The sequence below is a fragment of the Rhodopseudomonas sp. AAP120 genome (assembly GCF_001295845.1).
Lineage (GTDB): Bacteria > Pseudomonadota > Alphaproteobacteria > Rhizobiales > Xanthobacteraceae > Rhodopseudomonas.
Genome location: NZ_LJIC01000185.1, coordinates 1 through 25,289 on the forward strand (window position 1 = coordinate 1; position 25,289 = coordinate 25,289).

Genomic DNA, 25,289 nt, shown 5'->3' on the forward strand with positions numbered 1-25,289 from the left:
GTATCAGCTCAGCCGAGCCTCTCGGCCTCGCGGTGACGCCCCCTCACCCCACCCCTCTCCCCGCGAGCGGGGAGAGGAGTGCCAACGCAGCGCCTCAAACTGCCCGATTCAGTTCGTAGTGATCAGTTCGACTGACACAGACATCAGGAAACCCATCCGCATGACCGCCAAGTTCACCGACTACATCGTCAAGGACATCGGCCTCGCCGAGTTCGGCCGCAAGGAGATCTCGCTGGCCGAGACCGAAATGCCCGGCCTGATGGCGACCCGCGAGGAATACGGCCCGAAGCAGCCGCTGAAGGGCGCGCGGATCGCCGGCTCGCTGCACATGACGATCCAGACCGCGGTGCTGATCGAGACGCTGGTGGCGCTCGGCGCCGAGGTGCGCTGGGTGTCGTGCAACATCTACTCGACCCAGGATCACGCCGCCGCCGCGATCGCCGCTGCGGGCATTCCGGTGTTCGCCATCAAGGGCGAGACGCTGAAGGATTACTGGGACTACACCGCCAAGCTGTTCGACTGGCACGACGGCGGCACCCCGAACATGATCCTCGACGACGGCGGCGACGCCACCATGTTCGTGCATCTCGGCCTGCGCGCCGAGAACGGCGACGCGATGTTCCTCGATCAGCACAACAGCGAAGAGGAAGAAGTGTTCTTCGCGCTGATCAAGCGCATCCTCAAGGAAAAGCCGAAGGGCTACTTCGCGACGCTCGCCAAGAACATCAAGGGCGTGTCGGAAGAGACCACCACGGGCGTGCATCGCCTGTACGACATGGAGAAGGCCGGCACGCTGCTGTGGCCCGCCATCAACGTCAACGACTCGGTGACCAAGTCGAAGTTCGACAACCTCTATGGCTGCCGTGAATCGCTGGTCGACGGCATCCGCCGCGGCACCGACGTGATGATGTCCGGCAAGGTCGCGATGGTCGCCGGCTTCGGCGACGTCGGCAAAGGTTCGGCGGCGTCGCTGCGCCAGGCCGGCGCCCGCGTCATGGTGTCGGAAGTCGATCCGATCTGCGCGCTGCAGGCGGCTATGGAAGGCTATCAGGTCGTGACCATGGAAGACGCGGCGCCGATCGCCGACATCTTCGTCACCGCCACCGGCAACAAGGACATCATCACCATCGAGCACATGCGCGCGATGAAGGATCGAGCCATCGTCTGCAACATCGGCCACTTCGACAACGAGATTCAGGTCGCCACCCTGAAGAACATGAAGTGGGACAACATCAAGCCGCAGGTCGACGAGATCACCTTCCCGGACGGCAAGCGCATCGTGCTGCTGTCGGAAGGCCGCCTCGTCAACCTCGGCAACGCCACCGGCCATCCGTCCTTCGTGATGTCGGCGTCGTTCACCAACCAGACGCTGGCGCAGATCGAACTGTTCGCCAACAACAAGGACGGCAAGTACGACAAGAAGGTCTACGTGCTGCCGAAGAGCCTCGACGAAAAAGTCGCCCGCCTCCACCTCGCCAAGATCGGCGTCAAGCTCACCGAGCTGCGCAAGGACCAGGCCGACTACATCGGCGTCAAGGTCGAGGGCCCGTTCAAGGCGGATCATTATCGGTATTGATGGGGGAGGGCGGGGCGGTCGCTGCGTGCGGCCGCTGCTACTTGTTCAGGACGTCATGGCCGGGCTTGACCCGGCCTGCGTGGCCGAAGCCTTAGGCGAAGGCCCGCCATCCATCGGAAACAACGAAGCCCCGGAGCGATGCTCCGGGGCTTTTTGCTGTTGCAAACACAACTCGCCGTACCTTGGATAAGGCGCATGGGCGTTTGCCAACATGTCGTTCAAAGCAGCAGCTTCCGTATTGCGCTTCGCTTCATCCGCTGTTGAGAAAATGCAATCCGAGTTCTTGCGCCTTTCCCGCGGTAGTTACAGAATGGCACAGATTGCAATCGCTGCGATTCCAACGAAATCAAGTGAGTGAACTCTAGAGATGAAGAAGCAGTGGGCATCATTTGAAGATCGCGTCCGCGATATCGCCAGCCATATCTGGGGGCGCCCCTGTACTCCTAAGCGTGTAGGAGGTGTAAATTTAGACGGCGTAGTGGTCTTGGACAGCGAAATTCACTGTTTCATTGAAATGACCGAGAATCGAACCATCGCAAAGGTCAGAGAAGACGTCATCAAACTTCAGACTGCTAAGAACTCGGCATTTGGAAAAGGCATTCTTGCTCGGTGTTTCTGCGTGATCAACGGTACCCCTACTCCCGGGATGGTCGACGCAGGCGTTGAGCAAAACATCAGAGTATTGTCGATTGATGATTTCACGAAGATGTTTTTCGATTTTTCCTCGTACCGAGTCGCTCGCGATGCTTCAACCTTTGGAAGTGCTGTTAATCCGCTCACGGGATTGTCTGATGAGACAAAGTACGTCCCAGTTAGATACCTAGTTGAAGGCAGAAAGACCGACGCTGGTTCTGCCGACATCGCCAACTTTCTTCGTGATGGGAAGACCGTTGTACTTCTTGGGGAGTATGGAAGCGGAAAAAGTCGATGCATCAGGGAGGTTTTTCGCATCCTGAGTGCGGACGCGGACGAAAGCTTCTGTTATCCGGTGGCTGTCGACCTAAGGAAGTCATGGGGCCTGGGCGAAAAGGGGGAAATTATTAGGCGCCATTTCCATGATCTCGGACTTGATAACCTCCAGTCGATGGCTATTAAGGCTTTCAACGCTGGCTCTATGGTTCTGTTGCTGGACGGCTTTGATGAAATTGGGTCTCAGGCTTGGAGCAATGACGATGCTCGCCTTAAGGTCATTCGCGCCAAATCGCTGGAAGGTGTCAAAGACATCGTTGTTTCTAACCGAAGCGGGACGCTTGTCGCGGGTCGAGAGCATTATTTTTCTAATACGGAAGAGATGCTTTCTGCGCTAGGTGCGTCACCGAAGGATTTGGTGGTAATCCGCGCTAAGAATGAATTTAGTGACACCGAGCTTTTGGAGTACTTCAGCAATCTCAACATTGAGGCTGATATTCCTGAGTGGTTACCCAGACGGCCGCTAATTTGCCAAACTATCAGCGATTTGGCGTCGGATCAGTTTGATGCAATGTTCGGCGAAGAAGGAAATGAGATAGAGTTTTGGAATCACTTTATTCTCGTGCTCTGTAGACGCGATGCTAGCATCCATATCTCCTTTGATCCTGATACGATTTATCGGATGTTTGTTCATCTTGCCAGGTTGACCAGATCAAAGAATGCAAACGTTGGGCCGATTTCGTTGCATGAGCTTCAAGTGGCCTTTGAGTTTGCCACTGGGGCGGCGCCGGTGGAAGAAGCTTCGGCAATGCTCCAACGCCTTCCAAGTCTCGGTCGGATTAGCGCGGAATCGAACGATAGGCAATTTGTAGACATCTATATTTTGGATGGATTAAGGGCGCGAGACGTTGCTAATTCTGCGATCGGTGGAGAGAGCGCAATTCAAGCGATCTGCTCTTCTAAGTGGACGAATCCTTTGGGTGACCTTGGGCAAAGGGTACTCTCGCAGGACCCAAGACTTGGGGATAAGACAAAATTGTCTATTGCGAGAAGGGCTTTTGAAGAGGGGAATGTTGTACTTGCGAGTGACGTAATCGCTTCACTCGTCCGGAGTAACGCAGAGCCATTTGACTTTGAAAACTTTGAACTTTTCGATGGAAATTTTATCTCTCTTACATTGTCCGAGCGGGCAGTCTCGAACCTAAAGATTCGAGATAGCGTAATAGGGGAGCTAAAATTTCCGGCAAGCGGGTGGAGTAATTCAAGTATTAGCAACTGTCTTGTTTCGAGGGTGGCGGGCTTAGCGTCAGCAGCAGCTCTCCCAAATTGGGTCAAAGCCGACGCTGATCATTTTGATTCTGTTGAAAGCATCTCGCGTATCCGAAGAATCGGGTTGAAGCCTGCTCAGGAGATCCTCGTTACGATTATACGCAAGACTTTCTTTCAGAAAGGTGCGGGTCGGAAAGAGGAGGCGCTTCTCCGGGGGCTTTCGACGTTTGCGTCTAAGAGTACCTCAACGAAGATTATCAATATCCTGTCGCGAGAAGGGCTGCTTGAGTCCTTCCGAGGTAGTGAGGGTACTGTCTACACTCCGGTTCGATCTCAGACGAGGAGAATGCAGAAGATTCTCGACGAACTCGGTAGTAGTGAAGACCCAATTTGGATAGAAGTGAGCCAGCTTTGAAGCTCGTAGGGCGGATTAGCGCAGCGTAATCCGCCGCTAGGTCGACACAAGCCCTGCTGATGTTCGGCGGGTTACGCCTTCGGCTAACCCGCCCTACGATTGCACTGCCTTTCGATTGCATCGTCGATGTTAGGGGTCGTCAGCACGGCCATAGCGGCCTCCATCGTCCATGCCTGCAAGCTAGTCTTTGACGGTAAGACACCAAGATCGTCGCCCCCTCTCACCCAAACTGCGCCACGCCCCCGCCCACCGACCAATTCACCGCCGGCGCGTCGTACACATTGATGAACACATCCTCCGGCCGCAGTCCCGGGCTCTCCGCCAGCAGCTCGGCGATCCGCCGATACAGCGCCTTTTTCTGCTCGGGGGTGCGGGTGTCGAAGACGGTGATCTGGATGTAGACGAGGTCGGCGCTGCGGGTGATGCCGTAGGCGTTGCCGAAGCGGAAGTTGGCGGGCGCGTGTTCGGTCAACGTGATGAACTGATCGTCGTCGGGCACGCCCAGCGTCTCGCGTAGTGCGCGGTAGAGATTGTCGAGGATGGCGGTGCGATAGGCGTCGGGCTTTCCAGCGAGCATCGAGACATTGAGGCGCGGCATGGCGGGCTCCTTGGGCGAAGGCTGCATCGAGCTTGACGCTAGACGGCGGCGATCTATTCTGGGAAGCAGTTGCCGGACATTTCAGCGATAACGAATCGAAATGATGAGTACGGCCCTCGATCTCGATGCCGTCCGGGCGTTCGTGCTCATCGTCGAGCACGGTAGCTTCACGCGCGCCGCCGAGGCGCTCGAGACCACGCAGGCAGCAGTCAGCCTCAAGTTGAAGCGCCTGGAGGCGCGGCTCGGCCGCCGGCTGGTGGAGCGGACGCCGCGCTCCGTGCAACTCTCCGCGCACGGCGCCGATTTCCTCGGCCACGCCCGCGCGCTCTTGGAGGCGCACGACCGGGCGATGCAGGCTTTTGGCGCGGCGCCACAGCGCTTGACGCTCGGCATCAGCGATCATGTCGCCGGCCCGGAGCTGCCCGGCCTGATCGCGCGGATGAACGCGCGCGATCAGGCGCAGGCGATCGCCGTGCGCGTCGGCTCGTCGGGCGAATTGCTGCAGAGCTTCGACCGGCGCGAACTCGACGCCGTCCTGCTGCGCCTGCACGGCGAGCGCCGCGACGGCAGGGTGGTGGTGAACGAGCGGTTCGGCTGGTTCGCCGCGCCCGCCTGGCAGTCCCGCGCCAGCGCGCCGCTGCCGATCGTCACCATGGGCGAGCCCTGCGGTGTGCGCGCGCTGGCGGTGCAGCTGCTGGAGCGGCACGGCGCGCCTTATGCTGAAGTCTTCGTCGGCGGCGGCGTGCTGGCGGTGGCGGCGGCGGTGATGGCCGGCCTCGGCGTCGCGGCGCTGTCGCCGCGCATGCTGCCGATGGATGCGGTCGATGTCGGGCCGCGCCTCGGGCTGCCCGAGCTGCCGCTGCTGCCGATCGTGCTGCACAGCCGGGTCAAGCAAAGTTCCGGCCGCGATGCGATCGCGGCGCTCGCCGCTGCTTACAAGCAAGCGGTGAGGGGCTGATCGCCGGCGCGCGAACGCGCGCGGGGGCCGGCTTTGCCGAACGCCGCCCGGAAATGGCGTGCGTAAGACGCGTTACTTCTTCTTCCCGGTACCTCCCTGGGTCGGTTGCCAGTTGCCGGGCTTCTGGCTCGGCGCGGCGGCGATGGTTTTGACTTTTTCTTTCTTGGGTTTCTTGGCTTCGCGATTACTCTTCTGTTCGCCTTTGGCCATCGTGGTCTCCTGCTGGATGTGGACGCGGAAAGGACTTGTGGCGATCGCGGGGCGCTGCGCCACGTGGGCGACTCACTGCCGCGCTCGGCCTCGGTCATTCCACCGTGCGCCTGTTGCGTCCGGCGATCCATCGATTTCGCATGGGCCGTCACGGACTGCGCTTCGCCTCCAGAAGATGCCGTTGCTCGAAGCGTTCAACCCGGGCGACAAGGAGATCTTCCATGCGGTGTTCGTCGGCGGCGCCAACATGCCGGCGCGCATCCGGGTGTTCGTCGACTATCTGGTCGAGAATGGGCGAGGGCGCCGGCAAAGCCGCCAGGCGGCACGCGCCGTCAAACCAGCGGCGGTTGCGCGGCTGCGCGGCGGCTTGGCGGTGATCGAAGATCATTTGATACGCGATTAGTTCCCGTGCTGCGCCGGATGCGTAGTGGCGATTTCTTAACCGTGTCCGTTCATCGTCGCCGCAACGCAACAGGAGTTTCCGATGCAGGATATGGACCAAGCGATCCGCGAGCGCGCCTATCATATGTGGAACGAAGCCGGCCGCCCCGAGGGCAATGCCGATGCGTTCTGGCTGAGCGCGCAGCGCGAACTGCTGGCGCAGTCGCTGTCGCAGATCGCCACCGTCACCCCGGCCGCGCCGAAGAAGGCCGCGAAGAAGACCTCGCCGCGCAAGCGCAAGGCGGCGTGAGCTTACGCGCCGCTATCATGCGCGGGCTTGACCCGCGCATCCACCGCGCGCGTCAGCGCGTTGAATGATGGCATCTCGTGACGCGAGGCATGTTGCGAAGCGGATGGATTGCCGGGTCAAGCCCGGCAATGACGTAGTATCCAACTAGCTCGCGTTCAGCCGCGGAACTTCTTGTTCTTCTTCTTGAAGGCCGGGCTCTTGGCCGAGGGATCGGCACGGCGGGCCTTGCTGACATAGGCGGGCTTGTCGTCGCGCGATTTGGGCTTCTTCTTGAAGCCGTCGGTCTTCATGCCGCTGGGCTTGTAGCCCTCGGCATCCCGATTGGGCTTGCGGCCGTCATTGTCGAAGGGCTTCTTCTTGAAACCGCCCTTGCCGAACGACGCATCCTTGAACGCGCCGTCCTTGCCGCGCGGAGGGCGCTGATCGTCGTAGTTCTTGTTGCGCGGCCGCTCGTCGCCGCGGCTGTCGCGCCGCGGATCGTCCAGGGTCGCATCGGCCATGGGCGACCAGGAGTCCGGTCGCTTGCTCCGCCGCGTTTCGCGTTCGGACTTACGCTCGTAGGGCGGCTTCGCCTCGTGCGGGGTCTTCGCCGGGCGCTCGGCGCGCTCCTCGATCGGCTTGGCGCCGATCAGCGGCTCGATGCGGATGTTGTCGTCCTTGTCGGGGCGCTTGATCTGTGCGGCGAAATCGACCGCGGCGGCCGCCGAGATCTCGAACTCCGTGGTGGTGTCGAGAATGCGGATCGCACCGATGTCCTGCCGGGTGATGCCGCCGCGGCGGCAGATCATCGGCAGCAGCCAGCGCGCCTCGGCGTTCTTGCGCTTGCCGATCGCGGCGCGAAACCACACGCCATCGGCCATGCTGTGTTTGTCGCCGGCTTTCGCCGAGCGCGGCCGCGGAGCTTTGTCACGCGGGCCATCGCGGTCGTCGCGCGAAGGACGTGCAGCCCGCTCGTCGCGGCCACGCGCGGGCCGTTCGCCCGGATCGAGGATGTCCTCCGGCGCCGGCAGCCGCGCGCGATAGAGGCGCGCCAGCGCGACCGCGATCTGCTCGGCGCTGCGCTCGGCGAGCAGCGTCTGCGCCAATGCCTGATCGTCGGCGCTCGCTTCTTCGGTGAACAGTTCGTCCTGCAGCATGCGCTGCTGATCGAGCGCGCGGATCTCCTCGGCCTGCGGCGCGGTGCCCCACACCGCGTCGATGCCGGCGAGGTTGAGCAGCGTCTCGGCGCGCCGCCGCCGCGCCGGCGGAACTAACAACACGCTGATGCCCTTCTTGCCGGCGCGCCCGGTGCGGCCGGAGCGATGCTGCATCACTTCCGGATCGTTCGGCAGATCGGCGTGGATGACGAGGCCGAGATTGGGCAGGTCGATGCCGCGCGCCGCGACGTCGGTGGCGACACAGACGCGGGCGCGGCCGTCGCGCAACGCGTTCAGTGCATTGGTGCGTTCGTTCTGGGTGAGCTCGCCCGACAGCGCCACCACCGAGAAGCCGCGCTCGAGCAGCGCCGTGGTCAGATGCGTCACGCCGCTGCGCGTCGCGCAGAACACGATCGCGGTCGGCGATTCGACATAGCGCAGCGTGTTGACCACCGCGTGCTCGACATCGCTCGGCGCGATCCGCACCGCCCGATATTCGATATCGGCGTGACCGCCGTCGCGGCTGGCGACTTCGATGCGGAACGCATCCTGCTGATAGGTCTTGGCCAGCGTGATGATGGTGCGCGGCAGCGTCGCCGAGAACAGCAGGGTGCGGCGGGTTTCCGGCGTGGTCTTGAGGATGAACTCCATGTCCTCGCGGAAGCCGAGATCGAGCATCTCGTCGGCCTCGTCGAGCACCACGGCTTTCAGCTGCGAGACGTCGAGCCGGTGGCGGCGGAGATGATCGCACAGCCGGCCCGGCGTGCCGACCACGATGTGCGCGCCGGCCTCCAGCTCGCGCTGCTCGCGGCGCGGGTCCATGCCGCCGACGCAGGAGACGACGCGGGCGCCGGCCTCGCCATACAGCCAGCCGAGTTCGCGGTGCACCTGCAGCGCCAGTTCGCGGGTCGGCGCCACGATCAGCGCCAGCGGCGCGCCGGCCCGCTCGAACCGTTCGGAATCGCCGAGCAGGTCGCGGGCGATCGCGAGGCCGTAGGCCACGGTCTTGCCGGAGCCGGTCTGGGCCGACACCAGCAGGTCGCGCCCGGCGGCGTCCGGCGCCAGCACGGCGCTCTGCACCGGCGTCGCTTCGGAATAATTGCGGGCCGCCAGAGCTCGCGCGAGCGGCGGCGGAGAAGACGAGAATGGCACGGGCAGGCAACCTTCTGGGCGATGACGCCGAATGGGAAATCCCGACGGCTCGATCCGAGCCGTGACAATCCGCGGCCGACGGGGCCTGACGCTGACGGGAGGTCGGGACCATTTACAGCAACACCGGCAAAAGTGCCACCCTCGCAACGCCGACGGCGACATCGGCGGCTCTGAAGGCCGGCCGGCGGCGGACTTATGCGGCGGATCCTGCTATGCAGCGACGATGAACCGGATCGTATCGCCCCTTGCAGTCCTCGTGCGCCGTTTACCCGGAGACCTGCGATGACGCAGCCGCTGGTGATCGGTGCGACCGGCATGGTGGGCGGCGCGATCTTGCGACGGCTGGCGGCCGATGGCGCCCAGCCGGTCGGGCTGTCGCGCCAGCCGCAGGCGGCGCAGGACGGCGTCACGTGGCTCGCCGCCGATCTTGCCGATCTCGGACGCGCGGCGCTGCCGCCGCTCGGCGTGGTGTATGCGACGGCACCGGTCGGGCTCGTCGCCGACGCGGTGCCGGCTCTCGCCAAAGCCGGCATGACCCGGCTGGTGGTGTTCACCTCCACCAGCATCGCCACCAAATGGAATTCGCCCGATCCGGACGAACGCGCCGCAATCCGGCGCTGGGGCGCCGACGAGGCTCGGGCGATCGAGGCCTGTCGCGCCGGCGGTGTCGCCTGGACCGTGCTGCGGCCGACGCTGATCTATCTCGAAGGCCGCGATGGCAATGTCAGCCGTATCGCCGGCCTGATCCGCCGCTTCCGCTTCTTTCCGCTGATGGGCGGTGGCGAGGGGCTGCGCCAGCCGGTGCACGCCGACGACCTCGCGTCGGCGGCGATCGCTGCGGCGGAGCGCCCCTCCTGTGCCGGCAAGGTCTACGACCTGCCGGGCGGCGAAACGTTGAGCTATCGCGAGATGGTCGGCCGGATTTTCGATGGGCTGGGCCTGCCGCGACTCATTGTGCCGGTGCCGGACTGGGCCTGGCGTCTGGCCCTGCCGCTCGCCGTCCGTGTGCTTCCCGGCCTGTCGGCGACCATGGCGACCCGGATGGCAAAGGACATGACCTTCGACCTTGCGCCCGCCGCCACCGAGATCGGCTGGCAGCCGCGCCGGTTCTATCCGCAGTTCAAGCAAGCTCGCGTCGGATGAGTCGGCGAATCCGCGGCTAGCGGACGGCAGCGATCGTCGCAATGGGCGCGGCAGCGCCGTCGCGCCAGGACAGTCCAGCCGACGCCTGCGCCGCAGCGAGAAACAGAGCCATCGCGACCGACAGCATGACAAATCGCCTGAGATCAGAGACCATGACGTGCGCCCCAAGCAGCCTCGTATGATCCTCAGGTGTTATGCTTAACCAAATACTAACGCCACCCCCGCAATGGTCGATTTCGACCATTGTCGAGTTATTCCAGATGCAGGGCTGACGCGGCGAAAGCGGATCAGGCGGGCTGGCCGATCGAGATCGCGAGCGTGCCGACGCCGTCGACGCCGCATTCGACTCGGTCGCCCGGCTGCAGCGCGGCGACACCGGCGGGCGTGCCGGTCATGATGATATCGCCGGCGCCGACTGCGACCTGCAGCGACAGCTTCGCGATGATCTCGGCGACGTTCCAGATCATCTCCGACAGATCGCCTTTCTGCCGCTCGGTGCCGTTGACCGACAGCCAGATCTTGCCGCTCGCCGGGTGGCCGATCTCGGAGGCCGGGCGCAGCGCGCCGCACGGCGCGGAGAGATCGAACGACTTGCCGATCTCCCAAGGCTGCTCCTTCTTACGCGAGATGGTCTGCAGATCACGCCGCGTCAGATCAATGCCGACGCCGTAGCCCCAGACGTGATCGAGCGCCTTGTCGGCAGGAATGTTGAGGCCGCCACTCTTCAGCGCGACCACCAGCTCGACCTCGTGCTGCATGTCCTTGGTGAGCGTCGGATACGGGATCGTCGCGCCGTCGGGCGCGATCATGTCGGCGTGCTTGGCGAAGAAGAAGGGCGGGTTGCGCTCGTCATTGCCGAGCTCGCGGATGTGCTCGAGATAGTTGCGGCCGACGCACCAGATCCGGCGCACCGGAAAGGTCCTGCTATCACCCTGGACGGCGAGGGCAGGCTGCGGCAGCGCGGCGATCACGGAAGATGCAGTGGTCATGAGTTTCACTCTCGCAGCATGGAGGCGGGATCGGAGGGCGGAAGGCGCGGGAAGACGATGGTGCAGTCTAGACGGCGGTGTCGACCACGGCCAGCGGCGCGGTGTGGCGCTGCTGCAGGCGGAAGAACGACGCGTAGCGGCCGCCACGACGCAGCAGGTCGTCGTGCCGGCCCTGTTCGACGATTTCGCCAGCTTCGACCACGACGATCGAATCGGCATGCATGATGGTGTGCAGCCGATGCGCGATCACGATGGTGGTGCGGTTGTGGCAGAGCCGTTCGATCGCTTCCTGCACAAGCTTCTCCGACTCGGAGTCGAGCGCTGCGGTGGCCTCGTCGAGCAGCACGATCGGGGCGTTGCGTAGCAACGCGCGGGCGACGGCGATGCGCTGGCGCTGGCCGCCCGAGAGTTGCGCGCCGTGTTCGCCGACCGGCGTGTCGTAGCCGAGCGGAAAGCCCATGATGAAGTCGTGCGCATGCGCGGCCTTGGCGGCGGCGACGATCTCGTCCTCGCCGGCGCCGATCTTGCCGAACGCGATGTTGGCGCGGATGGTGTCGCGGAACAGATAGACGTCCTGGCCCACATAGGCGGTCTGTTGCCGCAGCGAGTTGCGCGACACCGCCGAGATCGACTGACCGTCGATCCGGATGTCGCCCGCGGAGGGTTCGTAGAACCGCAGCAGCAGTGCCAGCACGGTGGATTTGCCGCCGCCGGACGGCCCCACCAGCGCGGTCATTTTGCCCGGCTCGGCGACGAAGCTCATCGCCTTCAGCACCGGCTCGTCGGCCCGATAGGCAAAGCGCACGGCGTCGAATTCGACGCGCGCCTCGGTCAGCGCCAGCGCCGGCTTGTGGCTGTCGTCCGGCTCGCTCTGCGGGCTGTCGACGATCTCCAGCAGCATGCGGGCGCCGACGAGGCCGCTGTTGAGGTCGATATTGAGCCGCGCCAGACGCTTCGCCGGCTCATAGGCGAGCAGGAAGGCGGTGAGGAAGGAGAAGAACTGTCCCGGCGTCGCGCCCATCGCCACCACGCGGTAGCCGCCATACATCAGCGAGCCGGCCACCGCGAAGCCGCCGAGCGTTTCCATCAGCGGGCTGGAGCGGTTCGACACCCGCGCCATCTTGTCGGCGTTCTTGCGCACCGCTTCGATGCTGGCGCCGATCCGGTCGCGCATCGTCTGTTCGAGCGAGAACGCCTTGACGGTACGGATGCCCTGCAGCGATTCCTGCATCGTTTCCAGGATTTCGGCGTTGCCGGCGAACTGGGAGTAAGCGAGTCCCTTGACGCGCCGGACCAGCTTGCGCAGCACCAGCACCGCCGGCGGCGCAATCAAGAGGCCGAACAGCGCCATGAACGGATCCTGCGTCACCATCACGATGACGAGGCCGATCAGCGACAAGAGATCGCGGCCGATCGCATTGATCAGCAGGTTCAGCACCTCCGTGACCGAATTGGCGCCGGAGGTGAGGCGCGCGAGAAATTCCGAGGAGTGCCGCTGCGCGTAGAAGCCGAGATTCTCGTGCATCAGCTTGTCGAACAGCCGGCGCTGATTGTTGGCGAGGATCGCGTTCTTGATCTGCGTCAGGATCACGGATTGACCGTAGGTCGCCACGCCCTTGATGGTGAAGATCGCGAGGCTGACCAGCGACAGCACGACGATCCCAGTCAGGTTGCGGTCGACATAGGCCTGATTGATCACCTGGCCGAGCAGATAGGCGGAGAGGGCGGTGGCGCCCGCGGCGATCGCCATCAGCACAAAGGCCAGCAGATAGCGGCGCCAATAGACCGAAGCCTGTTCCATCACCAGACGGCGCACCAATTGGGCGGCGCCGTAAGGATCATCGGTAATCTTGCGTGGGGCGTCGGTCATCCGCGTTCCATCGACGGCGTCGATCTGGTCGCGCGCGTCGGGCTGGCGTGCGTCTGGCCGCCTCCTTGCCCCCGATGGCCGGGGTTTTCAAGCCAAAGCTGCCGGCGGCAGCCGGTTCTAGGCTGAAATCGCTTGAAGTTCAGGGGCTTGGCCTTGGGTCAGGAGTTTGCGCTCCCACCCGAGGGCATGTGCCGCGATGGTGTCGAGGTCATCGTAGCGCGGCGTCCAATCGAGCGTGGCCCGAATCCGGCGGGTGTCGGCCACCATCGCAACGATGTCGCCCGGCCGCCGCGCCGCGGTCGTGACGGCGAAATTGCGGCCGGCGACGCGCCGCACCGCCTCCAGCGTCTCGAGCACCGAATAGCCGCGGCCATAGCCGCAATTCAGCGTGATCGGCGAGCCGCCCTGCCGCAGATAGTGCAGCGCCGCGACGTGCGCCTGCGCCAGATCGGTGACGTGGATGAAGTCGCGGATACAGCTGCCGTCCGGCGTCGGATAGTCGGTGCCGAACACTTCGACCTTGGAGCGCTGGCCGGTCGCGGCCTCGACGGCGATCTTCAACAGATGCGTGGCGCCCGCGGTGGCGAGGCCGATGCGTGCCTGCGGATCGGCGCCGGCGACGTTGAAGTAGCGGAGCGCTACGTAGTTCATGCCGTAGGCCGCGGCGCAATCGTGCAGCATGATCTCGGCCATCAGCTTGGAACAGCCATAGGGCGACAGCGGCCGCGTCGGCGCCTCCTCGGCGACCGGAATGCGATCGGGGTTTCCATAAACAGCTGCTGTCGACGAGAAGATGAAATTGCGCACGCCGCGCGTCACCGCCGCGTTCAGCAGGTTACGTGACGTCATGGTGTTGTTGCGATAGTAGGCGAGCGGATCGCGCATCGACTCGGACACGATCACCGAGCCGGCGAAATGGATGATGGCGTCGACGCGGTGTGACGCGATCACGCCCTCGACGAGATTTTCGTCACCCGCATCCCCGATGAACAGCGGCACGCCTTCGGGAAGAAAGCTGGAGAATCCGGTGCTCAGGTTGTCGATCACCACAACGGTCTCGCCGGCCTCGGCCAGCGCCAGTACGGTGTGACTTCCAATATAGCCGGCGCCGCCGGTCACGAGCACGGTCATCGAGGCCCCCGTGTAAGAATACGAGCTGCATTCGCGCAGTTCGCTTCAGTCTTTCGACGACAATAGACGGACGTCGTCGCCAGATCGCTGATCTTCCCGATTTTCCGGCGCCGTAGAGGGGGAATCGACAATATGGTTGCCAAACTGTAACGAGTTCCGGTTTGTGGCTTCCATCGGCGCGATGTCGGACATTCTCATCATCAAGACTTCCTCGCTCGGCGACGTGGTGCACCAGATGCCCGCGATCACCGATGCCGTGCGCGCGGTTCCGGGGCTTCGACTGTCGTGGGTGGTCGAGGAGGCGTTCGCGCCACTGGCGCGGTTGCACCCGTCGATCGCCGAGGTGATCCCTGTCGCGACGCGGCGATGGCGGTCGAAGCTTGCCGCACGCGCGACCTGGCGCGACATCGCGGATTTCAACACGCGCCTGCGTGAGCCCGAGTTCGACAAGGTGATCGATACCCAGGGCCTGATCCGCTCCGCCATCATCGCGCGTCTCGCGCAGGGCGAGCGGCACGGTTACGACGCAGGCAGCATCCGCGAGCCGTTCGCCGCCCGGTTCTACGACGTGACGCACACGGTCGGGCGAACGTTGCACGCGGTGACCCGCAATCGCCTGCTGACGGGCCTGTCGCTGGGCTACCCGTCGCCCGACGAGATCGACTATGGTCTGATCCCGCCGCCGCGCTCGAATGAGGGCGCCTATGCGGTGCTGCTGCACGGCACGTCGCGGACGTCGAAAGAATGGCGCGCGGAGGACTGGATCGAGATCGGCCGTTGGCTGCAGGCACGCGGCATCGAAGTCGTGCTGCCCTGGGGCACCGAGCCGGAGCGGCAGACCGCGGAACAGCTATCCGCCGCCATCACCGGCAGCCGCGTGCTGCCGAAGCAGCGGCTCGATCTCACCGCCGAAGTGATCGCCAATGCGGCGCTGGTCGTGGGCGTCGACACCGGCCTCATGCATCTCGCGGCCGCCTATCGCGTGCCGCTGGTCGGGATCTACGTGTCGACCGATCCTGGGCTGACGGGCCCGGTCGGCAGCGGGCCGATGACGGTGCTCGGCGGCAAGAGCGGCGCACCGTCGGCGCCGCAGGCGATCGAAGCGGCTGAGCGACTGCTTGGTTAGTCAGCGGCGCGATCCCGCCGCCATTCGGCCAAGCACGTCGTCCACAAACGCATCGATATCGCCGCCCCCGAACAGAAAGCCCGGAATGCCGGCCGCCTGCGCGGCTTCGATGTCGATGGCGCTGTCGCCGATCACGAAGCTGCCTTGCATCTCCACCGGCCAGGCGCGAGCTAGGTCGAGGATCATGCCGGGCCCCGGCTTGCGGTCGTCGCTCGCGCGTCGATACGTCTCGAGCTTGCCTTCGGGATGATAGGGGCAATAGCGGATGTCGTCGATCCGGGCGCCTTGGCTGGATAGTTCGTCAAGCATCCAGCGATGCAGCACGCGGACGTCGTCTTCACTGAACATGCCGCGCGCGACGCCGGATTGATTGGTGATCACGAACACGTAGTAGCCGGCCGCGTTGAGCCGGCGGATTGCCGCGGCGAGGCCCGGCATCCAGCGAAACCGCTCGCGCGTGCCGATGTAGTGATCGTTGTAGTTGATGACGCCGTCGCGGTCGAGAAACGCCGCGGGCTTGCGCGGACCGTGGTCGGCCGTGCTCATGCTACGCCATCAACGCGCATTCGATCTCGTCGCAGATCGCGTGCGCGGCCATCAGATGGATCTGCTGCACCAGCGCGGTTTCGGGCGCCGGCGCGATCAGCAGATGATCGCACAGCGCGCCCATCGACGTCCCGCTCGGGCCGGTCATGCCGATGGTGACGAGGCCTTGCTGGCGCGCCACTTCGAGCGCCGCCAGGATGTTGGGCGAGCGGCCGGAGGTGGTGATGCCGATGAATAGGTCGCCGGGTTGCCCGAGCCCTTCGACCTGCCGCGCGAAGACCCGATCGAAGCCGTAGTCGTTGGCGATGGCGGTGAGGGCCGAGGTGTCGGTGGTCAGCGCAATCGCCGGCCAGCCGGGGCGGTCCTGCTTGTAGCGGCCGATGATTTCCGCCGCGATGTGCTGGGCATCGGCGGCGCTGCCGCCATTGCCGGCGATCAGAATCTTGCGGCCGCCGCGCAGCGCCGCGATCGCGGCGGTCGCGATCGCCTGCGACGCGGCGAGTAGCGACGCATCGCCGGCGGCCGCGGTCATCGCGGCGAGCGAGTTCTCGAAATGAGCGGCAATCCGGTTCTGGCTCACGTCACACCTGAAGGCAGGAACATCGGCACTGGTTAAGCGCAGGGCCGCGGGAGGGCAAGGGCGGGCGGCTTACGGCGCCGGCGCGAGGCCGGCGGCATCGAGCGCCTTCTGCGCCGCGGCCATCACGTCGTCGACCGGAATGTCGCGCATGCATTTGTGGTGGACCATCCGGCAAACCGGCTTGTGGCAAGGGCGGCACGGCACGTCGGTCTTGGTCTCGATCACCGCTTCGATCGGATTGAGCGGCGCGTAATGCCAGGCACTGGTCGGGCCGAAAATGCCGAGGGTGCGGCTGCCGATGGCGGCCGAGACGTGGAGCAGGCCGGAATCGTTGGAGATCACCAGATCGGCAGCGCCCAGCCCCAGAATGCCGTTGCGCAGATCGGTGCCGGTGAGGTCGCGGGCGTTCGGGCCCGCCGCCGCGACGATCTCGCGGGCCTTTTCGGTCTCACCCGGACCGCCGATCACCCAGACGTCGAGCCCGCGGGCGGTCAGAGCCTTGGCGGCCTCGACATAATAGCTCCAGCGCTTCGATGGCCCGACCGCGCCCGGCGCCAGTGCGACGGCGGTCCGGCCCTCGAAGCCGTTGGCCTGTCGCCACGCCGCGATGTCCTGCGTCGGCACCACCAGCTGCGGCTCCGGCCAGTCCATCGGCAGCTCGATGTTCGCCGGCAGCGCCAGCGCGGCGCAGCGGTCGATCATCCGCGGCAGCGCTTTTTCGCCGCGCCGCCAGTCGTTCAGCAGCCCGAACCGGACTTCGCCGATGAAGCCGGTGCGCTGCGGAATGCCGGCCAGAAACGGCGCGATGGTCGATTTGAAGGTTCGCGGCATCACCAGCGACCGCCCATAGCTTTCGGTCCGCAGCCGGGCCGCCAGCGCGCGCTGCTGGTCGAGCGCGAGCTTGCCGCGGGGCAGGTCCCAGACGATGCCCTTGCGGACGCCCGGCATGTAGTCGACCAGCGGCGCGCACAGCGTCGTGGTCAATACGTCGACCGGCCGGTTCGGCCAGCGGTCCTTGAGCACCCTAACCACCGTGTGGCACCGCACGAAATCGCCGATCCACATGTAGGGGATCAGCAGAACCGGGCTGGTCTCCGAGCGGTCGGCAGCGGTGGCCAGGATGGATTTGAGTGAATCGTAATTCATTGCGAGATCTGGCGCAGGCGCCGACGGGGCACCCGGGTGAACGCGGTCCTGCCGGTTAGCGCTTGCGCCGGCTGACGTCCAGCCGTGATTTCGCCCTGATAGGGGTTCCCAAACAGCAGGGCGCCGGAGTTCAAGTTGCCTGCCCGGGCGGAGTGGGGCAAAGGTGGCCGCGTCAAATCGAGGCGGGGGAGTCATGCTGCTGGTAACCGGAGGTGCCGGTTTCATCGGGTCGAATATCGTGGCGGCGCTGAACGAGGCGGGACGCAGCGATGTCGCGGTGTGCGATTTCCTCGGCCACGAGGGGAAGTGGAAGAACCTCGCCAAGCGTCAACTTGCCGACGTGGTGCCCCCCGCCGAGCTGTCCGATTGGCTGAAAGGGCGCCGGGTCGACGCCGTGTTCCACATGGGAGCGATCTCGGAGACGACCGCGACCGATGGCGATCTGGTGATCGACACCAACTTCCGGTTGTCGATGCGGCTGCTCGACTGGTGCACCGAGAATCGCGTGCCGCTCATCTACGCCTCATCCGCCGCGACCTATGGGGACGGCGCGCAGGGCTTCGACGATGACGCCTCCTTGGCCGCTCTGAAGCAGCTTCGCCCGATGAATCTCTATGGCTGGAGCAAGCACCTGTTCGATCTGGTGGTGGCGGAGCGCGCCGCGCGGGGCGAGCGGCTGCCGCCGCAATGGGCCGGACTGAAGTTTTTCAACGTGTTCGGCCCGAACGAGTATCACAAGGGGGCGATGGCCAGCGTGCTGGCCAAGCGGTTCGACGACATCAAGGCGGGCCGCATCGTGCAACTGTTCAAGTCGCACCGCGAGGGGATCGCCGACGGCGACCAGCGACGCGACTTCATCTATGTCGACGACGTCGTCCGGGTGATGATGTGGCTGTTCGCCTCGTCCTCCGTCAGCGGCCTGTTCAATGTCGGCACCAGTCACGCCCGAAGTTTCCGCGATCTGATCCTCGCCGCTTATTCGGCGCTCGGAACGCCGCCGCAGATCGAATACATCGACATGCCAGAGCAGATTCGGGGCAGCTATCAGTATTTCACCGAGAGCAAAGGCGATCGGCTGCGGGCCGCAGGCTACAATGGCGGCTTCACGCAGCTCGAGGATGCGGTGGCGTCCTACGTCAAGGGATATCTCGACGCTGGCGATCGCTTCCGCTGATCGCGCTCCAACCCGTGAAGTTCGATGTTCAATTTTGAGACTTTGCTGCAAGCGATCGAGAACACCACGGTTCTGTGCGTCGGCGATCTGATGCTGGACGAATTCGTCTACGGCGAGGTCTCCCGGATCTCGCCGGAGGCGCCCGCACCGGTGATCGCGGTCCAGCGCAGCGAGATCAATGTCGGCGGCGCCGGCAACGTCGCCCGCAACATCGCCGCGATCGGCGCGCGCTGCATCTTCGTCGGCCTGATCGGCGACGACGACGCCGGCCGGGTACTGAGCGCGGAGTTCGCGCGGGAGCCGCGCATCGAGCCGCTGCTGGTGCGCGATCCGACGCGCCCCACCACCCGCAAGGTGCGGTTCGTGTCCGAGCATTTCTCTACCCATATGCTGCGCGCCGATTGGGAAACCGCGTCGGCGGTTTCCGGCGAGATCGAAACGCGCCTGCTCGACGCGATCCTGCCGCAACTCGAACGCGCCGACATCGTGCTGCTGTCCGACTACGCCAAGGGCGTGCTGACGCCGCACCTGATCGCCCGCGTGATCGAGGCGGCACGGCAGCGCGGCAAGCGGGTGATCGTGGATCCGAAAAGCCCGAACTTCGCGACCTACCGTGGTGCAACGCTGCTGACGCCGAACCGCAAGGAATTCGTCGCGGCCACGCGCAGCGCCGCCGACTCGCTCACGGACATCGCCAGCGCCGCCCAGGAGGCGATGGCACTCGCGGATTGCGACGCGATGCTGGTGACGCAGAGCGAGCACGGCATGACGCTGGTGCCGCGCGGCGGCGAGCCGATCCACGTGCCGGCGCTGCCAGTGAAAGTCCGCGACGTCTCGGGCGCGGGTGACACGGTGGCGGCGGTCCTGGCCGTGGTGCTGGCGGCCGGCGAAGGCTGGGCCACCGCGATGCGGGCGGCGAGTGCCGCAGCCGCGGTGGCGGTCGGCAAGAACGGCACGGCCGTCGTCACGCCCGCCGAACTGCGGCGCAAGCTGCTGCCGCACGCCTCGCTCGCCGCAGAAGACAAGATCATCGGCAACTCGGCCGATCTGGATCACCGGATCGCCGAATGGCGGCGGGAAGGGCTGCGCGTCGGTTTCACCAACGGCTGCTTCGACATTCTGCATCCGGGGCACGTCAAGGTGCTGACTGCGGCGCGCGGCGCCTGCGACCGGCTGATCGTCGGGCTGAACAGCGATGCGTCGGTGCGCCGGCTGAAGGGCCCGAGCCGTCCGGTGCAGAACGAGCGCGCCCGGGCCGAGGTGCTGGCCGCGCTCGAAGCCGTCGATCTGGTGGTGATCTTCGAGGACGATACGCCGCTGAAGCTGATCACGCAGATCGTGCCCAGCGTGCTGGTCAAAGGCGGCGACTACACGCGCGAGCAGGTGATCGGCCATGAAGTGGTCGAGGCCCGCGGCGGCGAGGTGCTGCTGGTCGACATCCTGCAGGGCCACAGCACCACGTCGCTGGTCGAGAAGGCCCGCGAGGGCACGACATGATACGGGCGGCGTTCTGCAAGCGAGACGAGCGATGCTGACCAGGATTTCGTCGTTCACCTATCGCAACTGGCTGATCGCGATCCATGACGCCGGGGTCACCGCGATCGCGGTGGTGCTCAGCTTCTTCCTGCGCTTCGACGGCGAAAATCTGCTCGACCGGCTGCCGCTGCTGCTGAAGATCCTGCCGTACTTCGTGATCTTCAGCTTCTTCGTCTGCTACGCGTTCCAGCTCACCACCACCAAATGGCGGTTCGTCTCGATTCCGGACCTGCTGAACATCCTGCGGGCGGCGAGCGTGCTGACGGTCGCGCTGCTGCTGCTGGACTATATCTTTCTCGCGCCGAACGTTTACGGCACGTTCTTCCTCGGCAAGACCACCATCATCATCTACTGGTTTCTTGAGGTCAGCTTCCTGTCGGGATCGCGGCTCGCCTACCGCTATTTCCGCTACACGCGGACGCGCAACAAGGCGATGACGATGAACGCAGCGCCGACGCTGCTGATCGGTCTCGCGGCGGATGCCGAAGTGTTTTTGCGCGGCATCGAGAGCGGGGCGGTGAAGCGGCTGTGGCCGGTCGGCGTGCTGTCGCCCTCGATGGCGGACCGCGGACAGACGATCCGCGGCATTCCGGTGCTCGGCGGCATCGACGACCTGCCGAACGTGGTCAAGGATTTCGCCGATCGCGGCCGTCCGATCGAACGGGCCGTGATGACGCCGTCGGCGTTCGAGGCCGAGGCGCAGCCGGAAGCGGTGCTGATGCGCGCGCGCAAGCTCGGCCTCGTCGTCAGCCGGTTGCCGTCGCTGGAAGAGAGCCGCGACACACCACGGCTGGCGCCGGTCGCAGTCGAGGACCTGCTGCTGCGCCCCAGCGTCAAGATCGATTATCGCCGGCTCGAACTGCTGCTGAAAGGCAAGTCGATCGTCGTCACCGGCGGCGGCGGCTCGATCGGCTTCGAAATGTGCGATCGCGTCACCACGTTCGGCGCCGACCGGCTGCTGGTGATCGAGAACTCCGAGCCCGCTTTGCATGCGGCGATGGAGACGTTGTCCGCCAAGGTGACCCAGACGGTGGTCGAGGGCCACATCGCCGATATCCGGGACCGCGAGCGGATCTTTCAACTCATCACCGCCTTCAAGCCCGATCTGGTGTTTCACGCCGCCGCTTTGAAGCACGTGCCGATTCTGGAGCGCGACTGGGGCGAGGGCGTCAAAACCAACATCTTCGGCTCGGTCAACGTCGCCGACGCGGCACGCGCCGCCGGTTGCGAAGCGATGGTGATGATCTCGACCGACAAGGCGATCGAGCCGGTGTCGATGCTCGGCCTCACCAAGCGGTTCGCCGAGATGTACTGCCAGAGCATGGATCGCGACATCGCCGCGACCGCCGGGGGCGACGCGCCGCCGATGCGGCTGATCTCGGTGCGGTTCGGCAACGTGCTGGCCTCAAACGGCTCGGTAGTGCCGAAATTCAAGGCGCAGATCGAAGCCGGCGGTCCGGTGACGGTGACGCATCCGGACATGGTGCGTTACTTCATGACGATCCGCGAAGCCTGCGATCTCGTCATCACCGCCGCCACCCACGCGCTCGATCAGCAGCATTCCGACGCGTCGGTGTTCGTGCTCAGCATGGGCCAGCCGGTGAAGATCGTCGATCTCGCCGAGCGCATGATCCGGCTCTCGGGGCTGCAGCCCGGCTACGACATCGACATCGTGTTTACCGGCGTTCGGCCTGGCGAGCGGCTGCACGAAATCCTGTTTGCCAAGCACGAGCCGTTCACTGAGATCGGCATTCCAGGCATCGTCGCGGCGCGGCCCAACGAATTGCCGCTCGAGACGTTGCGGACCTGGCTCCAGGCGCTGGAGACGGCGATCACCGCGCGGCAGCACGACGAAGTCGTTGCGATCCTCAAGAACGCCGTCCCGGAATACAAAGCCGAGGCCGGCGTGCAGTCGCACGGCTGAGTTTCGCGGCGCTGTTAGAGCACTTCTGCTTTTCATCGAATCGGAGCTGATCCGCACCGCCTGCCACACGCACAACCTCATGGTGAGGAGGCGCGTAGCGTCGTCTCGAACCATGCGACGCAGGGAATGCGTTGCCCCATCCTTCGAGACGCCCGGCTTCGCCGGGCTCCTCAGGATGAGGACTCAGTGCTTTCGGAAAGATCGGATCGTTTCAATCAAACGATGAACCGCTCTAAAGGTCGGAGTTCGCGGCGCGGTCGCGGTCCGCCGGCTTCGACCGGAACACCACGAAGTGCGACATCGAAAAATTGACCACGAAGCTGACGGCGATCGACAGCAGCTTGGCGGCGAACACCGGAATGAAGTGGGACAGCACCACCAGCGTTGTGGTGGCCGCGGCGACGCCGAGCGTGCCGGAGGCGACGAAGCTCAGATACGCGCTGCGCTTCAAGACCCGCCCCGATTCCGTGCGGAACGTGATCATGCTGTTCATGACGTATGAACAAGACACCGCAACGAGCCAGGCCAGGATGTTGGCCGGCACCAGCGGAAGCTGCAGAGCCTCGTAGGCGAGCGTGAACACCGCGAGGTCGATCAGCGCGTTGATGACGCCGATCCCGGCGAAGCTGATGATCTTCGCGATCATCGGCCGGGAGCGCCGGTGCTCACGCAAGCGATTGTACAACGACTTCATTGGACGTCGATCCTGCTGCGCTCGATCGGGCTAGATAGCAGCAAGGATCGGGCAAGTCCGTATCTTTCGAGGAACTGCTGGCTGCGTTCCGGAGACTGTTGCACGGGGCGCTCATCCTGCGCGGCGTGATCACGGCCTTGCGCTCCGCTGGCCGCCGGAATGCGCCGGGGATCATCAAGGCTTCGGATCATGCTTGGGCCGGTGATTGGTGGCGGGGACGGCCGAACCGAGCCAGGACGAACGCGACGGCGGCGCCGCCGGCGAGCAGCATGGCGGCGTCGATCGCTGCCGAACCGAACGCGACCGAGACGCCGGCGAGCGCAGCCAGCAGCAGATTGAGCCCGAACACCCGCCCGACCACGCCGAGCACGGGGAATCCATTGTCGGTCGCGCGCTGGTAGAAATGCGTCCGGTGCGCCTCCCAGAAGGCTTCGCGTTTCGCGATGCGGCGAACCAGCGTCAGCGTGCTGTCGGCGAGATAGTACAGCGGCAGCAGCACGGCCGCTGCGAGGTGACCGTTCCCGGCCAGTTGCAGCAGGCACCAGCCGAGCAGCAGGCCGACCGGCAGGCTGCCGACGTCACCGAGAAACACCCGCGCGACCGGGCGATTGAAGGGGGCGAAGCCGAGGATCGCTCCGCCGAGAGCGGCGGCGATCAGGGTCGCATCGGTCGGAAGCGCACCGACGACACCGAGCGCGACCAGCGCCAAGGTGATCGGGACGAGCTCGCTGACCGTCATCCAGTCGAGCCCATCCATGAAATTCACCAGGTTGACGAACCACAGCGCTGCCACCAGCAGTCCAGCGCGTTCGATCCACAGCGGCGCCATCGGCAGGATCTGCAGGTCCGCCGGCAACGCCGCGAGCACGGCGCCGACCGCGATCGCCTGCAGCAGCAGCCGGGGCAGCACGGGGATGGGGCGGATGTCGTCGACGGTGCCGACGGCGGCGATCAGGATCGTGGCGCCGAACAGCAGCAGCGGAATCGCGGGCACCGACGCCACCAGGGTGATCGCGCCCGCCGCCACCCCAAGGGTCGCGGCAATGACCGCAATCCCGGCGCCCTGGGGGGTGGGAATCTTGTGCGAGGAGCGGGCATTCGGGCGCGCCAGCGCGTAGCGGGCCAGGAGCGGCATGATCGCGACGATCAGCGCCGCGCAGATCAGCGCCGCCAGCGGAACGGCACCGAAAGCGACGATTGCGCCAGAGCCCGTCATCTCACCCCGCCGCGACAGGATGGCGCCGAGCGCGAAGGTGTGGGGGAGATCGAAGGCCGGGGCATCGGGCTCGCTGCGGTGAAGAGGCGGCGGATGCAGCGGTCAACTGCCGATTGCGCTGCGAAAGTCGCCGTTTGGTATGGTTTTGGGGCCGATCTTGCAAGTCGGGCCACTCGGTGCTTGCCGCTCAGGCTTACCGGCGGCTAAACAGGCGCGCTTTGGGCGGCCCATTTCGACACGCGCCGGGTTGCGCCCGATCCGAGGGCTTGATGGCGGAACAACCCGTATTGGTGACCGGAGCCGCAGGCTTCATCGGCTTTCACGTCGCGCGCGAATTGCTCGATGCGGGCCGCACCGTCGTCGGTCTCGACAGTCTCAATGCTTATTACGATCCGGCGCTGAAGCGGGCGCGGCTCGCTTTGCTTCGCGAATCGCCGCGCTTCACCTTCATCCACGGCGATCTCGCCGACCGGCCGGCCACCGCGGCGCTGTTCGCCGAGCGGCGGTTTGCGGTGGTGATCCATCTCGCCGCGCAGGCGGGCGTGCGGCATTCGCTGACACACCCGCACGATTACGCCGACGCCAATCTCGAAGGCTTCCTCAACGTGCTCGAAGGCTGCCGCCACAACGGCTGCGAGCACCTGATCTACGCGTCGTCATCGTCGGTCTATGGCGCCAACACCAAGCTGCCGTTCTCGGTCGAGGATCGCACCGATCATCCGATCAGCCTCTATGCGGCCTCCAAGAAGGCCAACGAGGTGATGGCGCATTCCTACAGCCATCTGTACCGGCTGCCGACCACCGGGCTGCGGTTCTTCACCATCTACGGCCCGTGGTATCGGCCCGATATGGCGCTGTTCCTGTTCGCCGATGCGATCACTCAGGGCCGTCCGATCAAGCTGTTCAACCACGGCCGGATGCGCCGCGATTTCACCTATGTGGCGGATGTGACCCGCGTCGTGCTGCGGCTGATCGAGCAGGTCCCGTCGGGTGCAATCGGCCGGGCGCCGGCTCGGCTCTACAATGTCGGGAATCATCGGCCGGAGGAACTGATGCACGTGGTCGGCCTGCTCGAGCAGGAACTCGGCCGTGCCGCCGTCAAGGACATGCTGCCGATGCAGCCGGGCGATGTGCCCGAGACCTTCGCGGACGTCGACGATCTGATGCGGGACGTCGGTTTCAAGCCGGAAACGGCGATCGAGGATGGAATCCGCAGCTTCGTCGCCTGGTATCGGTCTCATTACCAAGTCTAATGTGGCCCGGCGGCCTCAGGGAACGTTGTAATTGTCTGAATCAAAAC

21 protein-coding genes and 1 pseudogene are annotated in these 25,289 nt (G+C 64.9%); 11 read left to right on the plus strand and 11 right to left on the minus strand.

What is annotated here, in order from left to right; genetic code table 11:
- The first annotated feature begins 160 nt into the window (after positions 1 to 160).
- The gene (ahcY, locus tag IP86_RS24905; RefSeq protein WP_054165129.1) at positions 161 to 1,576 is read left to right on the plus strand and encodes an adenosylhomocysteinase; all 1,416 of its coding nucleotides are present in this window, start codon (positions 161 to 163) and stop codon (positions 1,574 to 1,576) included.
- Positions 1,577 to 1,943: 367 nt separating this feature from the next.
- Positions 1,944 to 4,169: an NACHT domain-containing protein gene (locus IP86_RS28875; protein ID WP_156332618.1), complete on the plus strand. Its 2,226-nt coding sequence runs from the start codon at positions 1,944 to 1,946 to the stop codon at positions 4,167 to 4,169.
- A 220-nt stretch (positions 4,170 to 4,389) separates the two neighbouring features.
- On the opposite strand, the gene IP86_RS24920 is transcribed toward IP86_RS28875, so the two are convergent.
- Positions 4,390 to 4,767, minus strand: coding sequence for a tautomerase family protein (locus tag IP86_RS24920; protein ID WP_054165158.1), 378 nt, complete (start codon positions 4,765 to 4,767; stop codon positions 4,390 to 4,392).
- 100 nt (positions 4,768 to 4,867) lie between these two features.
- On the opposite strand from IP86_RS24920, the gene IP86_RS24925 reads away from it, so the two are divergent.
- Positions 4,868 to 5,725, plus strand: a complete 858-nt coding sequence (locus IP86_RS24925; protein ID WP_054165132.1) for a LysR family transcriptional regulator — start codon at positions 4,868 to 4,870, stop codon at positions 5,723 to 5,725.
- 72 nt (positions 5,726 to 5,797) lie between these two features.
- Here IP86_RS24925 and IP86_RS29190 read toward each other — a convergent pair whose 3' ends face one another.
- On the minus strand, positions 5,798 to 5,935 hold the full coding sequence (locus tag IP86_RS29190) for a hypothetical protein (protein ID WP_197279984.1): 138 nt from the start codon (positions 5,933 to 5,935) through the stop codon (positions 5,798 to 5,800).
- Between the two features lie 175 nt (positions 5,936 to 6,110).
- On the opposite strand from IP86_RS29190, the pseudogene IP86_RS28880 reads away from it, so the two are divergent.
- Both IP86_RS28880 and IP86_RS24940 read left to right on the plus strand, forming a co-directional pair.
- Positions 6,111 to 6,236, plus strand: a pseudogene (locus IP86_RS28880) (LysR family transcriptional regulator); the annotation flags it as partial.
- Positions 6,237 to 6,419: 183 nt separating this feature from the next.
- On the plus strand, positions 6,420 to 6,626 hold the full coding sequence (locus tag IP86_RS24940; protein WP_054165135.1) for a DUF2934 domain-containing protein: 207 nt from the start codon (positions 6,420 to 6,422) through the stop codon (positions 6,624 to 6,626).
- A gap of 155 nt (positions 6,627 to 6,781) precedes the next feature.
- On the opposite strand, the gene IP86_RS24945 is transcribed toward IP86_RS24940, so the two are convergent.
- Positions 6,782 to 8,914 (minus strand): DEAD/DEAH box helicase, encoded by a 2,133-nt coding sequence (locus IP86_RS24945; RefSeq protein ID WP_054165136.1) that lies wholly within the window; start codon positions 8,912 to 8,914, stop codon positions 6,782 to 6,784.
- A gap of 282 nt (positions 8,915 to 9,196) precedes the next feature.
- On the opposite strand from IP86_RS24945, the gene IP86_RS24950 reads away from it, so the two are divergent.
- Complete coding sequence (locus IP86_RS24950) at positions 9,197 to 10,057, plus strand: NAD-dependent epimerase/dehydratase family protein (protein WP_054165137.1); 861 nt, start codon at positions 9,197 to 9,199, stop codon at positions 10,055 to 10,057.
- A gap of 287 nt (positions 10,058 to 10,344) precedes the next feature.
- Here IP86_RS24950 and IP86_RS24955 read toward each other — a convergent pair whose 3' ends face one another.
- The 3 genes from IP86_RS24955 to galE all read right to left on the minus strand — a co-directional run bounded on the left by IP86_RS24955 (position 10,345) and on the right by galE (position 14,047).
- On the minus strand, positions 10,345 to 11,046 hold the full coding sequence (locus IP86_RS24955; protein ID WP_054165138.1) for a fumarylacetoacetate hydrolase family protein: 702 nt from the start codon (positions 11,044 to 11,046) through the stop codon (positions 10,345 to 10,347).
- 67 nt (positions 11,047 to 11,113) lie between these two features.
- The gene (locus IP86_RS24960) at positions 11,114 to 12,916 is read right to left on the minus strand and encodes an ABC transporter ATP-binding protein (RefSeq protein WP_054165139.1); all 1,803 of its coding nucleotides are present in this window, start codon (positions 12,914 to 12,916) and stop codon (positions 11,114 to 11,116) included.
- A gap of 117 nt (positions 12,917 to 13,033) precedes the next feature.
- Entirely contained in the window at positions 13,034 to 14,047 is a 1,014-nt protein-coding gene (galE, locus tag IP86_RS24965) for a UDP-glucose 4-epimerase GalE (protein ID WP_054165140.1), read from the minus strand.
- Between the two features lie 181 nt (positions 14,048 to 14,228).
- Between galE and waaC the strand changes: the two genes are divergently transcribed.
- Positions 14,229 to 15,173 (plus strand): lipopolysaccharide heptosyltransferase I, encoded by a 945-nt coding sequence (waaC, locus tag IP86_RS24970; RefSeq protein ID WP_054165141.1) that lies wholly within the window; start codon positions 14,229 to 14,231, stop codon positions 15,171 to 15,173.
- On the opposite strand, the gene IP86_RS24975 is transcribed toward waaC, so the two are convergent.
- The 3 genes from IP86_RS24975 to waaF all read right to left on the minus strand — a co-directional run bounded on the left by IP86_RS24975 (position 15,174) and on the right by waaF (position 17,445).
- Complete coding sequence (locus IP86_RS24975) at positions 15,174 to 15,719, minus strand: D-glycero-alpha-D-manno-heptose-1,7-bisphosphate 7-phosphatase (RefSeq protein ID WP_054165142.1); 546 nt, start codon at positions 15,717 to 15,719, stop codon at positions 15,174 to 15,176.
- 1 nt (position 15,720) lies between these two features.
- Entirely contained in the window at positions 15,721 to 16,299 is a 579-nt protein-coding gene (locus tag IP86_RS24980; RefSeq protein ID WP_054165143.1) for a D-sedoheptulose 7-phosphate isomerase, read from the minus strand.
- A gap of 69 nt (positions 16,300 to 16,368) precedes the next feature.
- Complete coding sequence (gene waaF, locus IP86_RS24985) at positions 16,369 to 17,445, minus strand: lipopolysaccharide heptosyltransferase II (protein WP_054165144.1); 1,077 nt, start codon at positions 17,443 to 17,445, stop codon at positions 16,369 to 16,371.
- Between the two features lie 193 nt (positions 17,446 to 17,638).
- Here waaF and rfaD point away from each other — a divergent pair, with 193 nt between their 5' ends.
- Genes rfaD through IP86_RS25000 form a run of 3 tightly spaced genes read left to right on the plus strand, consistent with a single transcriptional unit; the run spans position 17,639 to position 22,079 of the window.
- Positions 17,639 to 18,619: an ADP-glyceromanno-heptose 6-epimerase gene (gene rfaD / locus IP86_RS24990; protein WP_054165145.1), complete on the plus strand. Its 981-nt coding sequence runs from the start codon at positions 17,639 to 17,641 to the stop codon at positions 18,617 to 18,619.
- Between the two features lie 24 nt (positions 18,620 to 18,643).
- On the plus strand, positions 18,644 to 20,116 hold the full coding sequence (gene rfaE1 / locus IP86_RS24995) for a D-glycero-beta-D-manno-heptose-7-phosphate kinase (protein ID WP_054165146.1): 1,473 nt from the start codon (positions 18,644 to 18,646) through the stop codon (positions 20,114 to 20,116).
- A gap of 31 nt (positions 20,117 to 20,147) precedes the next feature.
- A complete protein-coding gene (locus IP86_RS25000) occupies positions 20,148 to 22,079 on the plus strand; it encodes a polysaccharide biosynthesis protein (RefSeq protein ID WP_054165147.1) in 1,932 nt (643 codons plus the stop codon).
- 232 nt (positions 22,080 to 22,311) lie between these two features.
- Here the strand turns inward: IP86_RS25000 and IP86_RS25005 are convergent, their stop codons facing one another.
- Together IP86_RS25005 and IP86_RS25010 are read right to left on the minus strand one after the other, a co-directional pair.
- The gene (locus tag IP86_RS25005) at positions 22,312 to 22,725 is read right to left on the minus strand and encodes a GtrA family protein (protein WP_245290731.1); all 414 of its coding nucleotides are present in this window, start codon (positions 22,723 to 22,725) and stop codon (positions 22,312 to 22,314) included.
- Between the two features lie 235 nt (positions 22,726 to 22,960).
- Positions 22,961 to 23,989: an MraY family glycosyltransferase gene (locus IP86_RS25010; protein ID WP_054165149.1), complete on the minus strand. Its 1,029-nt coding sequence runs from the start codon at positions 23,987 to 23,989 to the stop codon at positions 22,961 to 22,963.
- Between the two features lie 269 nt (positions 23,990 to 24,258).
- Here IP86_RS25010 and IP86_RS25015 point away from each other — a divergent pair, with 269 nt between their 5' ends.
- Complete coding sequence (locus IP86_RS25015) at positions 24,259 to 25,242, plus strand: NAD-dependent epimerase (RefSeq protein ID WP_054165150.1); 984 nt, start codon at positions 24,259 to 24,261, stop codon at positions 25,240 to 25,242.
- Positions 25,243 to 25,289: the final 47 nt, after the last annotated feature.

Coding starts and splice junctions, on each gene's coding strand:
- IP86_RS28875 (WP_156332618.1), top strand. CDS start 1,944: ATGAAGAAGCAGTGGGCATCATTTGAAGATCGCGTCCGCGATATCGCC.
- IP86_RS25015 (WP_054165150.1), top strand. CDS start 24,259: ATGGCGGAACAACCCGTATTGGTGACCGGAGCCGCAGGCTTCATCGGC.
- rfaE1 (WP_054165146.1), top strand. CDS start 18,644: ATGTTCAATTTTGAGACTTTGCTGCAAGCGATCGAGAACACCACGGTT.
- IP86_RS24975 (WP_054165142.1), bottom strand. CDS start 15,719: ATGAGCACGGCCGACCACGGTCCGCGCAAGCCCGCGGCGTTTCTCGAC.
- IP86_RS24920 (WP_054165158.1), bottom strand. CDS start 4,767: ATGCCGCGCCTCAATGTCTCGATGCTCGCTGGAAAGCCCGACGCCTAT.
- waaC (WP_054165141.1), top strand. CDS start 14,229: ATGTCGGACATTCTCATCATCAAGACTTCCTCGCTCGGCGACGTGGTG.
- waaF (WP_054165144.1), bottom strand. CDS start 17,445: ATGAATTACGATTCACTCAAATCCATCCTGGCCACCGCTGCCGACCGC.
- IP86_RS24950 (WP_054165137.1), top strand. CDS start 9,197: ATGACGCAGCCGCTGGTGATCGGTGCGACCGGCATGGTGGGCGGCGCG.
- ahcY (WP_054165129.1), top strand. CDS start 161: ATGACCGCCAAGTTCACCGACTACATCGTCAAGGACATCGGCCTCGCC.
- IP86_RS24925 (WP_054165132.1), top strand. CDS start 4,868: ATGATGAGTACGGCCCTCGATCTCGATGCCGTCCGGGCGTTCGTGCTC.
- IP86_RS24940 (WP_054165135.1), top strand. CDS start 6,420: ATGCAGGATATGGACCAAGCGATCCGCGAGCGCGCCTATCATATGTGG.
- IP86_RS29190 (WP_197279984.1), bottom strand. CDS start 5,935: ATGGCCAAAGGCGAACAGAAGAGTAATCGCGAAGCCAAGAAACCCAAG.
- IP86_RS24955 (WP_054165138.1), bottom strand. CDS start 11,046: ATGACCACTGCATCTTCCGTGATCGCCGCGCTGCCGCAGCCTGCCCTC.
- IP86_RS25010 (WP_054165149.1), bottom strand. CDS start 23,989: ATGACGGGCTCTGGCGCAATCGTCGCTTTCGGTGCCGTTCCGCTGGCG.
- galE (WP_054165140.1), bottom strand. CDS start 14,047: ATGACCGTGCTCGTGACCGGCGGCGCCGGCTATATTGGAAGTCACACC.
- IP86_RS24960 (WP_054165139.1), bottom strand. CDS start 12,916: ATGACCGACGCCCCACGCAAGATTACCGATGATCCTTACGGCGCCGCC.
- rfaD (WP_054165145.1), top strand. CDS start 17,639: ATGCTGCTGGTAACCGGAGGTGCCGGTTTCATCGGGTCGAATATCGTG.
- IP86_RS25005 (WP_245290731.1), bottom strand. CDS start 22,725: ATGATCGCGAAGATCATCAGCTTCGCCGGGATCGGCGTCATCAACGCG.
- IP86_RS25000 (WP_054165147.1), top strand. CDS start 20,148: ATGCTGACCAGGATTTCGTCGTTCACCTATCGCAACTGGCTGATCGCG.